Annotated in this window: 11 protein-coding genes and 1 riboswitch; of the genes, 8 read left to right on the forward strand and 3 right to left on the reverse strand. The window is 63.5% G+C overall.

The genetic code is table 11. From position 1 onward, the window contains the following. The first annotated feature begins 46 nt into the window (after positions 1-46). The 4 genes from PIN31009_RS25165 (at position 47) to PIN31009_RS25180 (ending at position 5,183) form a co-directional block, all read left to right on the forward strand. Entirely contained in the window at positions 47-1,513 is a 1,467-nt protein-coding gene (locus tag PIN31009_RS25165; RefSeq protein ID WP_150791917.1) for a glutamate synthase subunit beta, read from the forward strand. 442 nt (positions 1,514-1,955) lie between these two features. Then, positions 1,956-3,266 (forward strand): MFS transporter, encoded by a 1,311-nt coding sequence (locus PIN31009_RS25170; RefSeq protein ID WP_150686668.1) that lies wholly within the window; start codon positions 1,956-1,958, stop codon positions 3,264-3,266. Positions 3,267-3,402: 136 nt separating this feature from the next. Next, entirely contained in the window at positions 3,403-4,227 is an 825-nt protein-coding gene (locus PIN31009_RS25175; RefSeq protein WP_150791918.1) for an NAD-dependent epimerase/dehydratase family protein, read from the forward strand. Beyond that, complete coding sequence (locus PIN31009_RS25180; protein ID WP_150791919.1) at positions 4,224-5,183, forward strand: SMP-30/gluconolactonase/LRE family protein; 960 nt, start codon at positions 4,224-4,226, stop codon at positions 5,181-5,183. Before PIN31009_RS25175 ends, PIN31009_RS25180 begins: the two co-directional genes overlap by 4 nt. A gap of 183 nt (positions 5,184-5,366) precedes the next feature. Here PIN31009_RS25180 and PIN31009_RS25185 read toward each other — a convergent pair whose 3' ends face one another. The 3 genes from PIN31009_RS25185 to PIN31009_RS25195 form a co-directional block, all read right to left on the reverse strand. Continuing rightward, positions 5,367-6,626, reverse strand: a complete 1,260-nt coding sequence (locus PIN31009_RS25185) for an MFS transporter (protein ID WP_150791920.1) — start codon at positions 6,624-6,626, stop codon at positions 5,367-5,369. Positions 6,627-6,726: 100 nt separating this feature from the next. Next, entirely contained in the window at positions 6,727-7,515 is a 789-nt protein-coding gene (locus PIN31009_RS25190; protein WP_174997402.1) for an SDR family NAD(P)-dependent oxidoreductase, read from the reverse strand. 157 nt (positions 7,516-7,672) lie between these two features. Continuing rightward, on the reverse strand, positions 7,673-9,472 hold the full coding sequence (locus tag PIN31009_RS25195; RefSeq protein ID WP_150791921.1) for an ABC transporter ATP-binding protein/permease: 1,800 nt from the start codon (positions 9,470-9,472) through the stop codon (positions 7,673-7,675). A gap of 309 nt (positions 9,473-9,781) precedes the next feature. After that, positions 9,782-9,907: riboswitch (TPP riboswitch) on the forward strand. Between the two features lie 133 nt (positions 9,908-10,040). On the opposite strand from PIN31009_RS25195, the gene PIN31009_RS25200 reads away from it, so the two are divergent. From PIN31009_RS25200 to PIN31009_RS25215, 4 genes are read left to right on the forward strand one after another with little or no spacing between them, the layout of a single operon-like run. Continuing rightward, on the forward strand, positions 10,041-11,180 hold the full coding sequence (locus PIN31009_RS25200) for an FAD-dependent oxidoreductase (protein ID WP_150791922.1): 1,140 nt from the start codon (positions 10,041-10,043) through the stop codon (positions 11,178-11,180). Positions 11,181-11,196: 16 nt separating this feature from the next. After that, a complete protein-coding gene (gene thiS / locus PIN31009_RS25205; RefSeq protein WP_058376343.1) occupies positions 11,197-11,394 on the forward strand; it encodes a sulfur carrier protein ThiS in 198 nt (65 codons plus the stop codon). 1 nt (position 11,395) lies between these two features. After that, complete coding sequence (locus PIN31009_RS25210; RefSeq protein WP_150686662.1) at positions 11,396-12,244, forward strand: thiazole synthase; 849 nt, start codon at positions 11,396-11,398, stop codon at positions 12,242-12,244. Beyond that, positions 12,241-13,470 (forward strand): thiamine phosphate synthase, encoded by a 1,230-nt coding sequence (locus PIN31009_RS25215; protein WP_246185851.1) that lies wholly within the window; start codon positions 12,241-12,243, stop codon positions 13,468-13,470. The genes PIN31009_RS25210 and PIN31009_RS25215 overlap by 4 nt, the downstream gene beginning before the upstream one ends. The last annotated feature ends 55 nt before the right edge of the window (positions 13,471-13,525 follow it).

Below are 13,525 nucleotides of genomic sequence, written 5' to 3' on the forward strand. Positions count from 1 at the left end.
GCGCGGGTGAGGCACGGTAACCACAAAACTTTCCGACTGAAGAAACATGGGCAAGGTCACAGGTTTTCTCGAATTCGAGCGCCAGAGCGAGTCGTACGAAGCACCGCTGGCACGGGTCAAGCATTACAAGGAGTTCGTGCTCGCGCTCTCCGACGATCAGGCAAAAGTACAGGGCGCACGCTGCATGGATTGCGGCATCCCGTTCTGTAACAACGGTTGCCCGGTCAACAACATCATTCCCGACTTCAACGATCTGGTGTATCGCCAGGACTGGAAGTCGGCGATTGCGGTGTTGCACTCGACGAACAACTTCCCGGAGTTCACGGGCCGCATCTGCCCGGCACCGTGTGAAGCCGCGTGCACGCTGAACATCAACAGCGACGCCGTGGGCATCAAGTCGATCGAACACGCGATCATCGACAAGGCGTGGAGCGAAGGCTGGGTTGAGCCGCAGCCCGCCAAGCACAAGACCGGCAAGACGGTTGCCGTGGTCGGTTCGGGCCCCGCGGGTCTGGCGGTGGCGCAACAACTGGCACGCGCCGGTCACGACGTGACCGTGTTCGAAAAGAACGATCGCGTGGGCGGCCTGCTGCGTTACGGCATTCCCGACTTCAAGCTCGAGAAGTGGCTGATCGATCGCCGCATGCGTCAGATGGAAGCCGAGGGCGTGACCTTCCGCACCGGTGTGTACATCGGCAAAGAGGCGCCGGACGCCACCATCAACAACTTCTCGAAAGAGACGATTTCGCCGGAGCAACTGCAAGCGCAGTTCGACGCGGTGGTCATCGCAGGCGGTGCAGAACAGCCGCGCGATCTGCCGGTGCCGGGGCGTGAGCTCGAAGGCGTGCATTTCGCGATGGAATTCCTGCCGCAGCAGAACAAGGTCAACGCGGGCGACAAGCTGGCAAACCAGATGCTGGCGACCGGCAAGAGCGTGATCGTGATCGGTGGCGGCGATACGGGTTCGGATTGCGTGGGCACGTCGAACCGTCACGGTGCCAAACACGTGATGCAGTTCGAGCTGCTGCCGCAGCCGCCGGAGCAGGAAAACAAGCCGATGGTGTGGCCGTACTGGCCGACCAAGCTGCGCACGTCGTCGAGCCATGACGAAGGTTGCGAGCGTGACTGGTCGGTCGCGACGAAGCGCTTCGAAGGCAAGAACGGCAAGGTGGAAAAACTGATCGCCGTGCGCCTCGAATGGAAGGACGGCAAGATGCAGGAAGTGGCCGGTTCGGAGTTCGAGCTGAAGGCCGATCTGGTGCTGCTGGCCATGGGCTTCGTCTCGCCGGTGCAGACCGTGCTCGACGCGTTCGGCGTGGACAAGGATGCGCGCGGCAACGTGCGTGCCTCGACCGAAGGCGAGCGCGCCTACACCACGAATCTGCCGAAGGTGTTTGCTGCCGGTGACGTGCGTCGCGGTCAGTCGCTGGTGGTGTGGGCGATTCGCGAAGGCCGTCAGTGCGCACGCGCAGTCGACGAGTTCCTGATGGGCCATTCGGAACTGCCGCGCTAAGCAAGTTTGCCTGCCAAAACCACAAATACGGGGTGGTTGTTGAGTTTGAGAGGAGGGGGCGCAGCCGTAGGCAGTTGCGCCGCTGTGGAGAAACCGTCCGGACGGCAACGTCCGGGCGGTTTTTTCTTGCCTGTTCGTCTTGCGCGGGCGTTGTCGGGTGCAATGCCCGTCAAGCTGGAAATTCAGTAAATCGCTAAATATAAGATGTCATACAACAAGACGTCATTTCGACGCGACGACATGTGAGAAATCCTTCCCAACATGTGCAAACATCAATACCTATAAGGCGTAACGCGCGCTGCATCGGGACCAATCAAAACACTAGGGATTATCCGTAAACGCCACAAACAGGCATTGTCATCGTACATCGTCTCACGTAGGATGCCTCTCCATGCGAGCCATGCACTCGCGACAAAAAAATCCACGGAGAGAGACAACCATCATGGCACTGAAGATCAAAGGCCTGCGCTGGTGGATGATCGGACTGCTGACACTCGGCACGGTCATGAACTACCTTGCGCGCAGCTCGCTTGCCGTTGCCGCCCCCACGGTAATGAAGGATCTCCACATTACCACCCAGCAGTACGGCTGGATTACGGGCGCATTCCTTGTGCTGTACCCGATCGGCGCCCCGTTGACGGGCTATCTGATGGACCGCATCGGCCTGCGTCTGGGCTTCCTGTTGTGCGGCGTGATGTGGTCGATCGTGTGCATGCTGCACGGTCTGGCAGACGGCTGGGTCGGCCTGTTCGTCCTGCGCGGTTTGCTGGGGCTGGCCGAAGCGTCGTTCATTCCGGCCGGTATGCGTGCTGCTGCCTTCTGGTTCCCGTCGAAAGAGCGCGCGTTCGCCGCGGGTATCTTCAACATCGGCACGTCTATCGGCGCCATTCTTGCGCCGCCGCTCATCGCTTGGTCGATCCTGCGCTACAACTGGGAAACCGCGTTCGTGATCGCCGGCGCGTTGGGGCTGGTGTGGGGGGCGCTGTGGTTCGCGTTCTATCGTCATCCGACGGACCACCCGGCGCTCACGCAAGCCGAATCCGACTACATCAACGAAGGCAACGTCGTCGATGCCGTGGCCGATGCGCGCAAGCCGAACCTGCGTTCGATCCTGCGTCAACGTAATTTCTGGGGCATCGCCCTGCCGCGTTTCTTCGCCGATCCGGTGTGGGGCACCATCGTGTTCTGGATGCCGCTGTATCTGAGTCAGGCGCGCGGCTTCGATCTGAAGACGATTGCGGCGACGGCATGGCTGCCGTTCGTGGCGGCCGACATCGGCTGTCTGATGGGCGGCACCATTTCCGTGTGGCTCAACAAGCATTTCAAGATCACCATCTTCAACGGCAAGCGCGTGGTGTTCACCATCGGTGCGTTTGTCATGACGGCGATGTGCGGCGTTGGCTTCGTCAAAGACCCGATGATGGCGATCTTCCTGCTGTGCCTCGGCGGCTTCGCGCACCAGACGCTTTCGATCAGCGTGATCTCCATGTCTGCCGATCTGTTCCCGCGTAACGAGGTTGCCACGGTCACCGGGCTGGCGGGTCTCTCGGCCGGTATCGGCAATCTGCTGTTCACGTTGGTGATCGGTGCGTTCGTGACCGCCGTCGGTTATGCGCCGTTCTTCGTGGCACTGGGGCTGGGCGATCTGATCGGTGCGGTGATTCTGTGGACCGTGGTCAAGCCGCATATCACCGGCACGGCGACGCCGGCACCGGCGCAGCGTGTTGATGTGGGGCGCACGGCGAATGCGTGAGCCTGCGCCTGAATTTGAACGACAAGTTTGACGGACACTGCGTCGCGCACCTTAATGGGTGTGTGGCGCAGTGTCGATTTCGTTGTAGCGATGCATCGACGTATGCATGGCGATCTACCGATGAACAAGGAGTGACATGAGCCAGACTTCCGGCAAACCCTTCCGCCGTCTGCTGCTGACCGGCGCGGCGGGCAACCTCGGCAAACAATTGCGCGGCAAGCTTGCCGAATGGGCAGACATCGTTCGCGTGAGCGACATCGTGCCGGTCACCGCAGACGCCCCGCACGAAGAAGCGATGCAGGTCGATCTCGCGGACCGCGCCGCCGTGCATGCACTGCTCGAAGGCGTGGATGCGCTCGTGCATCTGGGCGGCATTTCCGTCGAAGCGCCGTTCGACGACATTCTGCAAGCGAACATTCTGGGGCTGTACAACGTCTACAGCGCGGCACAGAAGCAGGGTGTGAAGCGCATCGTGTACGCGAGTTCCAACCATGCGGTGGGCTTCCATGAAGTCACCGAAGTGCTCGACACCGATGTGCCGCACCGGCCCGATGGCATGTACGGGTTGTCGAAGTGTTTTGGCGAAGATTTGTCGCGCTACTACTTCGATCGCTTCGGCCTCGAGACCGTGTGTCTGCGCATCGGCTCATCGTTCGAGCAGCCGAAGAATCCGCGCATGATGGTCACGTATCTGAGCTTTCGCGATCTGGCCGAGCTGGTGCGTTGCTCGCTGTTCACCAACCGCGTGGGCCACGCCATCGTCTACGGCGTGTCGGACAACCCAACGCTGTGGGTCGACAACACCAAGGCGTCGTTCCTCGGCTACCGTCCGAAAGACAGTTCGGCTGAATTCGCGGGGCTGTTCCCGGCGAAAGCGCCCGATACGCAAATGGATGACTGGACCCAGCGCTACCAAGGCGGTCCGTTCGTGCTGATGGGGCCGATGGAGCCCAAGTCATGAGTCTGTCGATCGAACGCATCGAGCGACTGGAGCCGGCGCGTGCGACACCGCACGCGGTGGGCGAAAGCCCGCTCTGGCGCGATGACGAACAGGCGCTCTACTGGGTGGATATCCCCGCGAAGCAACTGCATCGGCTGACGCCGGCCGATGGCGCGCATCGTCAATGGACGTTCCCCGAGCAGGTCGCGTGCTTCACGTTCGACGCCTCGGGCACGTTGCTCGCCGGTGCCGAGACCGGGCTGTTCGCTGTGCATCGCGATGATCTTGCTGATCTTGGCAAGTCAGACGTCGTCGACACGACGCAATTCCATCGTCTCGCGGCGCCGGTGTTTCCGGCGAAGGGCATGCGCTTCAACGACGGGCGTTGTGACCGGCAGGGCCGCTTCTGGGCGGGCACGATGGTGCAGGACATGTCGCTGGCGAGCGATGCCGGTGCGTTGTTCCGCTTCGACGCCGCGGGCCAGTTGTCAGCACCGCTGGTCGACGCATTGGTGACGCAGAACGGTCTGGGCTTCTCGCCCGATGGCCGCACCATGTATTTGAGCGATTCGCACCCGACGCGGCGTCTCGTGTGGGCGTTCGACTTCGATATCGACAGCGGTGCGATCAGCGGGCAGCGCCTGTTCGTGGATATGAACCAGTACCCCGGGCGCCCCGATGGCGCGGCGGTCGACGCGGACGGTTGCTACTGGACTTGTGCGAATGACGGCAGCCGGTTGCTGCGTTTCACCCCTGCCGGTGCACTGGATCGCGAGATCGTGTTGCCGGTGTCCAAGCCCTCGATGTGTGCGTTTGGCGGGCGCGAGTACGATACGTTGTTTGTCACGTCGATCCGTCCGGGGGCGAATGCCAACGAGCACGATGGTCACGTATTCGCCGTGCGATGCGGCGTGCAGGGTTTGCCGGAAACGCGGTATGCGGGCGTCTTGAATGTTGGGCCGGTAGCGGGTGTGTAGGCGGGGGTATGACGGTCGCGACGCCGCGCACAAGCGGCGCGCACCGCGGTAGTTGTCCGGCGCGCTCGCGGTGGTTCAGACGAACGCCCGGTGAGGCAGCGGGATGTCGGATCGAACGTCGTCAACGATCCGGCATCCCGTTTTGCCATTTCAGCGCGTGATCAGTGCGTAATCAGTACTCGATCAGTGAGTGAAGTCCGGCGTCGTGAGCACCTTGCCGCGCGTCTCCGGCAGCAACAGTGCGCAGACCACCACTAGCAGATAGCCGCCGCCGGCGACGAAGCCGATGGCCTTCACGAGCGAGCCCGTTTGCGCGAGCATGCCCACTGCGATGGGGAAAAACGAACCGATGCCGCGCCCGAGGTTGTAGCAGAAGCCCTGCCCCGAGCCGCGAATATGGTTCGGGTACAACTCGGTCAGATACGCGCCGATGCCCGCGAAAATACCCTGCACCACGATGCCCAGCGGGAAGCCCAGCCACAACATCGCGCTATCGGTGATCGGCAGCATCGTGTAGACCATGCCGAGCACGAACGAGGCGACGGCGAAGAAGATGAACGCACCGCGACGGCCGAGTTTGTCCGAGAGAATCGCACCGACGATATAGCCCACGAACGAGCCGACGATCAGCACGATCAGATACGCACTCGTATTGAACACCGACAGACCGCGCACCGTTTTCAGATACGTCGGCAGCCACGTCGTGATCGCGTAGTAACCCCCGAGCATGCCGGTGCAAAGCAGGCTGCCGAGAATCGTCGTCTTCAGGTGTTCGGGCGCGAAAATTTGCGTGAAGTTGCTTTGCAGTTTTCCTTCCGCAATCTTCTTGCGAGTTTGCGTGAAGATCTCCGGGTCCGACACGTTGCGGCGCACGTAGGTGATCCACACGGCGGGCAGAATGCCGATCCAGAAGCAGGCGCGCCATGCGGTGCCTTCGTCGAGCACGGCGAAGAAGAACCAGTAGAGCAACGCTGCCGCGGCCCAGCCCACGGACCAGCTGCTTTGCACCGTACCGACTGCCTTCGCGCGATGTTGGGGCGAGCGAATCATTTCGCCCATCATCATCGTGACCACCGTCCATTCCCCGCCAAAGCCGATGCCTTGCAGCGTGCGCGTGATGAGCAGTTGCCAGAACGAGTTGGTGAAGCCCGAGAGGAACGTGAAGAGGCAGAACGTGGCGATCGTCCATTGCAGCACGCGAACGCGGCCGTAGCGGTCCGCGAGAATGCCGGCGAGCCATCCGCCGACCGCCGACGAGATCAGCGAACTGGTCGCGATCATGCCGGCTTCCCCCTTCGTCATGCCCCATGCGGCGATCAGCGTCGGGATCAGAAACGAATAGATCATGAAGTCGAACGCGTCGACGGCGTAGCCGCCAAAGCCCGCATACAGGGCCTTGCGTTCCTTCGTGTTGAGTTCGTTGAACCAGGAAAAAAATGCCATGAAGACTCCTCGGTGAATCGTGTATTTGTCGTTATGTGTGCGTGTGCTGCATGCGCCAGTCACCTGTGCCGTCGCACGGAGTTGTTGTTCTGACGCGGTGTTAAATCGTCAGGCCGCCGTCGACGTGAATCACCTGACCGGTGATTTGCCGCGCGTGCGGGCCGAGCAGGAAGGCGGCGAGTGCGGCAATGTCATCGGGTTCGCAGAGGCGGCCGGTCGGGGTGGCGTCGGCCGCCCGTTGCCATGCCGCCGGGTCCATCGCGGAATGTCCGCTGTCCTTGCGGGTATAGCCCGGTGCCACGCAGTTCACCGTAATACCGGCGCGCGCGTACTCGGCGGCGGCGCTTTTCGCGAGCGCTTCGATGGCGGCTTTCGCGGCGGCTGTCGCGGGAAATCCGGTCGTGTTCGCGGCGATACGATGCGCGACGAACGAGCTGATCGCGACGATGCTCGCGCGCGATGAGCGTTGCAAGTCGGGCAGGGCGCAACGCAGCAGTGCGGCGAAGGTGCCGGGCATCGCCGCCAGTGCGTGAGCAAAGGCCTCGTCGTCGATGTCGGCGAAACTTTGGCGCGTGGCAAAACCGGCGTTGCTGACGATCTGGTCGACAGGGCCGAAGGCGTCGCGTGCGGCGTCGATCAGTCGCGCCGCCGCAGACACATCCGAGAGATCGCCTAGCCACACGGCGCACTTCGCGCCGAGCGATTCGCACGTGGTGCGAACGTCGGCGAGTCGCTGTTGGCTCTCAGGGGAACTGCCGCGTGTGTGCAGCAAGAGTTGTGTGTCGGGGGCGGCGAGGTGTCGTGCGATGGCGGCACCGATGCCTGAGGCGGCACCGGTCACGACGATAGTGCGTCTGGCGTCGCCGCCGGACGAGGAAGTAGGGGTAATCACGGTGAGCCCGGATAAAGCGGAGGGTGCGTGTGATTATGCCAAACGGGGGGAGGCGTGGAATAGCCGCGTCAATATTAATTAGGAAGTGAACAAAGGCGCGGCTAATACCGTTGTGCGAATGCCGAAAGCAGCGGTGAAACGGATCGTACAAAAACTACGCCGCCCCGACCGCGCGCGGTGGCGCAACCTCCTCGACAGGGTGCAACGTCATCGTGTGCTGATGGAAGCGGACGAGTGTCTCGCGATGCGCAACGCTGACGATCGTGGTGTCGGGAAGATTCGCGTGCAGGGCGTCGTACACGGCTTCTTCGGTTTCGACATCGAGCGCGCTGGTCGCTTCGTCGAGAAAGAGGAAGTCGGGTTTCTGAAGCAGCGCACGGGCAGCAGCGAGGCGTTGCTGTTCACCACCGGACAGACGCCGCGCCCAATGCGCGACGGTTTGCAGGTCGCCGCTGTACTGCCCGAGGCTTACCGCAGCGAGCGCATCGCGGTACTGCGCATCGGTAAAGGTTTGCGGTGGCGACGGGAAGGCGAGCGCAGCCGCCAGCGTATCGATCGGCAGATAGCTCTGCTGCGACAGAAACAGCACACGCGCGTCGGCGGGCACGTCGACCTGCCCGCTGCCGAATGGCCACAGACCGGCCAGCGCGCGCAGCATCGTGCTCTTGCCGCAGCCCGAGCGCCCGCGCACCAGCCAGCGTGAGCCGCGTGCAAAGGCAAACGAGCCGACGTTCGCGAGCGGTGAACCGTTCGGGAGTGCGAGTTGCAGATCGGTGGCGGTAAAAGCGGGTGCTGCCCCGGCCTGCGCGGGGACTACCGCAATGCCGCCTGCGCGCGGCGGTTCGTCGATCACGCGTGTAAATTCCCGCAACCGGTTGATCGTGGCTTTCCAGTCGGCCAGTGTCGTGAAGCTGTTCACGAACCAAGAGAAGCCGTCGCTCACTTGGCCGAACGCGTCGATGATGCGCATCAGCACGCCGAGTGTGAAGGCGCCCGCGAAGTACCGGGGCGCCGCCGCCATGATCGGAAACACGATGGCGATCTGACCGTAAATCGAGTTCGCGAAAATCAGCCGCTTGGTGACGACCATGATCTGCCACCAGTTGTCGCGCACTGCGCCAAAGGCCGATTTCAGGCGCGAAAGCTCGGCACCTTCGCCGCGATACAGCGCGATCTGCTCCGAGCTTTCACGCAGCCGTACCAGCAGAAAACGGAAGTCGGCTTCCACTTGTTGTTGGCGATAGCTGAGACCGACGAGCGGGCGGCCGACCTTGAAGATGAAGAACGAGCCGACCACCGCATAGAGGGCGGCCACCCAGACCATATAGCCGGGCACCGTCACGTTCATCGTGCCGAGCGCGAACGAGACCGCGCCCGAAATCGTCCAGAGAATCGTCACGAACGAGAACAGCGAGACCAGCGTGGTCAGCAGGTCCAGCGAGAGCGCCAGCGAGGAATTCACCAGCGTGCGGATGTCCTCGGAAATACGTTGGTCGGGGTTGTCCGCCAGATGATCGCGCTCGATGCGGTAATAGGCCTGACGCGTGAACCACTTCGTCAGATTCGTATCGGTGACCCATTGCCGCCACTTGATTTCCAGCATCTGCCGGAAGTACGTGCGAAACGTCGCGATGATGATGAAGCTGAACGCCAGCACGGCGAACTCCATCAGCGACGACGTGAAGACCGGCCAGTTGCGTTTATCGAGCGCATCGTAAAAACGCGCATTCCACGCGTTCAGGCGCACGTTGATGAACACCACCGCGAGATTCAGGGCGATCACGAGCAGCAGCAGGCGGCGTCCTTCCCAGCGCTTTTCCGAGACCCAATACGGCCGGATCAGTTGCCATGCCGTGGGAGATTTCGGGGGTGTTGGCGCGGGTTTCGCCGGATCGGCAGCGCCCGGCGGCTCGTCGGACGTGGGTGGCGTGGGTGGCGTCGGCGTGTGGGCCATGATCGTCTGGCGGCGTTGCCGCAGTGGTGCAACGTGTTATGGGGAGTGCCCGGAGACGCGCGGCTGCCCGTGTTCCGGATCGAATACCCGATGACGCCCGACGGCGTCACTGATACCCGACGGTTCGTTTGACCGTCGTCTTCCTCAGTGTGTTGCACGATTCCCGGCCCAGGGCTCGCGTCACGCCGAAATTCAGTTTACGCGCTGTTACAACGCCCGGGAAAAACGTCAAAAAACGAGACGCGTCGAGCGTCTACCCACCCGGGAAGCCAGCTTGCACGGGCGTCGGCATCTATGTTGTAATGGCTGCGGGCGAAACAGGGGTGCTCCGTATCGAACGCGGGTGTAGACCATGCGTGACGATCGCGGGGCTGAGAGAGACCCTTTGCACCCGACCCGGGTAATACCGGCGTGGGAAGTTTCCGACTCCTCCAGTGGGGTAAGGTGCCTGGCACCGTTTCGTCCTTTTGCTTTCATGAGGAAAGGACCCCATGCGTTACCTTCCGCAAATTCCTTCGCATTGCCCTGAGTGCCTGCACGCCGTGATGGCTTGTGCGGGCGTGCGCGTATGAGCGCCACGACTTCACGTCCCGACGTTGCCGTGCTCGGCGGGGGGCTGTCTGGCCGCCTCGTCGCGTGGCAACTGATTCGCGCCGGCGCGCGCGTCGCGCTTTATGAGCGCGGCGATGCCGATGGCTCGTCCGCCGCCGGTTGGGTGGCCGCCGCCATGCTCGCACCGCTGGCCGAAGCGGCCGTGGCCGAGCCGAGCATCGTCGAAATGGGCGCTGTCGGGCTGGAGCGCTGGCCCGGGCTGATCGACGGACTTCCCGAACACGTGTTTTTCCAACGCAACGGCACGCTCGTCGTGTGGCACCAGCCCGACCGCGCCGAAGCCGTCATGTTCGACCGCCGCATGCGCGCCAACGCCCCGCCTGAGTTGCTGCGTGGTGGTGTAGAACGCCTCGACGGCCAAGGGGCGAAATCGCTCGCCGAAGTCGAGCCCGCCCTCGCCGGACGCTTTCAGGAAGGCTGGCTGCTGCCCAACGAGGGCCAGCTCGATAACCGCCAGTTGCTGCGGGCACTCGCCGCAGGGCTGGCAAAAGCCGGTGCCGAATTGCACTGGAACACCGAAATTGCCGAAGGGGATTACCCCGACGCCGGACTCGTCATCGACTGTCGCGGTCTGGGTGCGCGCGCGGCGCTCACGCAGCTTCGCGGTGTGCGCGGTGAAGTGGTGCGCATTCACGCGCCGGGGATCGGCCTGCGCCGCCCGGTGCGATTGCTGCATCCGCGCTATCCGATCTACATCGCGCCCAAAGAGAACGATCTTTATGTGATCGGCGCGACCGAGCTTGAATCCGAAGACATGTCGCCGATGACCGTGCGCTCGGCGCTCGAATTGCTCTCGGCGGCGCATTCGCTGAACCCCGCGTTTGGTGAAGCGCGCATCGTCGAGTTGAACGTCAACTGCCGCCCAGCGCTGCCCGATCATCTGCCGCGCGTGCAGTGGGACGGTGCGCGGCTGTTGCGCGTGAATGGCCTCTACCGGCACGGCTATCTGCTGGCGCCGGCGGTGACCGGCGAAGCGTGCGCACTGGCGCAGGCATTGATGCAAACGAAGGGCGCGCCGACGGCAGTGGGAGATGCGCTCGATTGGGAGACGTGGCGAGCAAGCCGGCCGTGGCCGGACCTGTTCCGCCGGGCTTGAGAGGGAACGGTACGCAATGGATATCCAGATCAATCAACAGACGCTGAGCGTGGCCGATGCCGCAACGCTCGCCGAAGCACTCGCCGCTTACGGTGCGAAGCCGCCCTTTGCGGCCGCCGTGAACGGGCAGTTCGTGCCCAAGACGCAATACGCCGCGCGCCAACTCGTGCAGGGCGACAAAGTCGATGTGGTGCAACCGGTCGCCGGAGGCTGAAATGAACGCAATTACCGAATCGGCCAACGTGGCCGCAGGCAGCGCGCGCGACGCGCTGACCCTCTATGACACCCGCTTCGGCAGCCGCTTTTTGCTCGGCACCGCGCGCTACCCGTCGTTGCAGGCGCTGAACGATTCCATCGATACCGCGCGCCCCGGCATGGTGACCGTGGCGTTGCGCCGCCAGCTCTCGGGCACCGGCGCTCAGGTGTCCGAAAGCCATTTCTGGGACACGCTGCGGCGTCTCGCCGTGCCCGTGCTGCCCAATACGGCAGGCTGCCATTCCGTGCAGGAAGCCGTGACCACGGCGCAAATGGCGCGTGAAGTGTTCGAGACCGACTGGATCAAGCTCGAACTCATCGGTGACGATTACACGTTGCAGCCCGACCCGTTCGGTCTCGTCACGGCGGCTGAACAACTGATTCGCGACGGCTTCAAGGTGCTGCCGTATTGCACCGAAGATCTGGTGCTGTGCCGCCGCCTGCTCGACGTGGGTTGTCAGGCGCTGATGCCGTGGGGCGCGCCGATCGGCACCGGCAAGGGTGTAATCAATCCGTATGGCCTGCGTCTGCTGCGCGATCGCCTGCCCGACACGCCGCTCATCGTCGATGCGGGCCTCGGTTTGCCGTCGCATGCGTGTCAGGTGATGGAATGGGGTTTCGACGGCGTGCTGCTCAACACCGCCGTGGCGCTGGCGGCACAACCGGTGGAAATGGCCGGTGCGTTTGCTTCCGCCATCAAGGCCGGTCGCAGCGCGTGGCTTGCCGGGCCGATGGCCGAGCGCGAGAGTGCCGAGGCCAGCACGCCGGTGGTCGGTGTGCCGTTCTGGCACAGCAAGGATTACTCATGACGATGTCTGCCCGCGCGGCGGTACCGATGTCCGGCGGTTCAGGGCATGTCGATGCCTTGTTTCACGTGCAGTGCCTGCCGGCCGACGCGCCGCTCGCGCAGGCTTGGCAACAGGCCGCAGCCGCGATTCGCGCCCGTCTCGCGCCGTGGCCCGATGCGCGCACCACCGCGCAATGGCGCCTGCACGCGCAGGTGCCGCCGGGCGGTTTCGCCAAGGGTGACGTGTTCTGGTGGCCGCTGACGCCGCAGGGTGCACTGGATACCGGCACTTCGGTGCAGATCGACGTGTGGCGTGCGGCCGGTGCCGTCGTGCTGTGTTCACGTGCGTTGCCGCGTGGCGGCGTCGAAGACACGTTGTATGCGGACGGCGAAATCTATCGCGTGGCCGGTGTGGACGATCCCGCGTTTTTCCCCGCGTTCGCTGCGTTTCTCGACTGTGGCTTTGCGCCGCACGATGCGCTCGTGCTAGGCCGCGCGTGGCGTACCGACGGTAGCCACGCACGCGCGGAAGACGCCGGTGCGCTGGGTGACTGGCCGACGGTGCTGGCGACGTTCCCTGAAGTGGTGGGGCAGGTGCCGAGTCCCGGGGAATTTCCCGCGTGTCCCGCACGGCTGGGGCTGTACCCGGTACTCCCCGATGCCAGTTGGTGCGAGCGCATGGCTGACCTTCAGGTCGGCACCGTGCAGCTTCGTGTCAAGGACCCGGCCCACCCCGCGCTGACGTCGGAGATCGCCCGCACGGTCGCCGCCGGCAAGCGTGTGACACACGACAGCGCATGGTTCATCAATGACCATTGGCGCGAAGCGGCGCAGGCAAACGCTTACGGGGTGCATCTGGGGCAGGAGGACATGGCGGCGCTTTCCGCCGATGAAGTCGAAACGCTGCACGCGAGCGGCATGCGACTGGGCATCAGCACGCACGGCTATTACGAGATTCTCGCGGCTCACCATTTCCGCCCGAGCTATCTGGCCGTGGGGGCGGTGTTCCCGACGACGACCAAGGTCATTGCCACCGCGCCGCAAGGCTTGGCCAAGCTCGCGCGCTACGTGGCGCTGATTTCGCCGCACTATCCGCTGGTTGCCATCGGCGGCATCGACGCGCAGAACCTGCCGCAGGTCCTCGAGACCGGGGTGGGATGTACGGCCGTCGTGCGTGCTGTGACCGAGGCCGCCGACGTGGCCGCCGCGGTTAAGGGCATGCAAGCGGAATTTGCGAAGCGGGGATGATGCCGGGGAGGCGGGTAGTGAGGGCAGTGAGGGTCGTGACGACGCGCCTTGCACT

Source organism: Pandoraea iniqua (assembly GCF_902459685.1).
GTDB lineage: Bacteria > Pseudomonadota > Gammaproteobacteria > Burkholderiales > Burkholderiaceae > Pandoraea > Pandoraea iniqua.

Bases quoted from the DNA above. Each gene is read 5' to 3' on its own strand.
- PIN31009_RS25165 (WP_150791917.1), top strand. From the start codon at position 47: ATGGGCAAGGTCACAGGTTTTCTCGAATTCGAGCGCCAGAGCGAGTCG.
- PIN31009_RS25170 (WP_150686668.1), top strand. From the start codon at position 1,956: ATGGCACTGAAGATCAAAGGCCTGCGCTGGTGGATGATCGGACTGCTG.
- PIN31009_RS25175 (WP_150791918.1), top strand. From the start codon at position 3,403: ATGAGCCAGACTTCCGGCAAACCCTTCCGCCGTCTGCTGCTGACCGGC.
- PIN31009_RS25180 (WP_150791919.1), top strand. From the start codon at position 4,224: ATGAGTCTGTCGATCGAACGCATCGAGCGACTGGAGCCGGCGCGTGCG.
- PIN31009_RS25185 (WP_150791920.1), bottom strand. From the start codon at position 6,626: ATGGCATTTTTTTCCTGGTTCAACGAACTCAACACGAAGGAACGCAAG.
- PIN31009_RS25195 (WP_150791921.1), bottom strand. From the start codon at position 9,472: ATGGCCCACACGCCGACGCCACCCACGCCACCCACGTCCGACGAGCCG.
- PIN31009_RS25200 (WP_150791922.1), top strand. From the start codon at position 10,041: ATGAGCGCCACGACTTCACGTCCCGACGTTGCCGTGCTCGGCGGGGGG.
- thiS (WP_058376343.1), top strand. From the start codon at position 11,197: ATGGATATCCAGATCAATCAACAGACGCTGAGCGTGGCCGATGCCGCA.
- PIN31009_RS25210 (WP_150686662.1), top strand. From the start codon at position 11,396: ATGAACGCAATTACCGAATCGGCCAACGTGGCCGCAGGCAGCGCGCGC.
- PIN31009_RS25215 (WP_246185851.1), top strand. From the start codon at position 12,241: ATGACGATGTCTGCCCGCGCGGCGGTACCGATGTCCGGCGGTTCAGGG.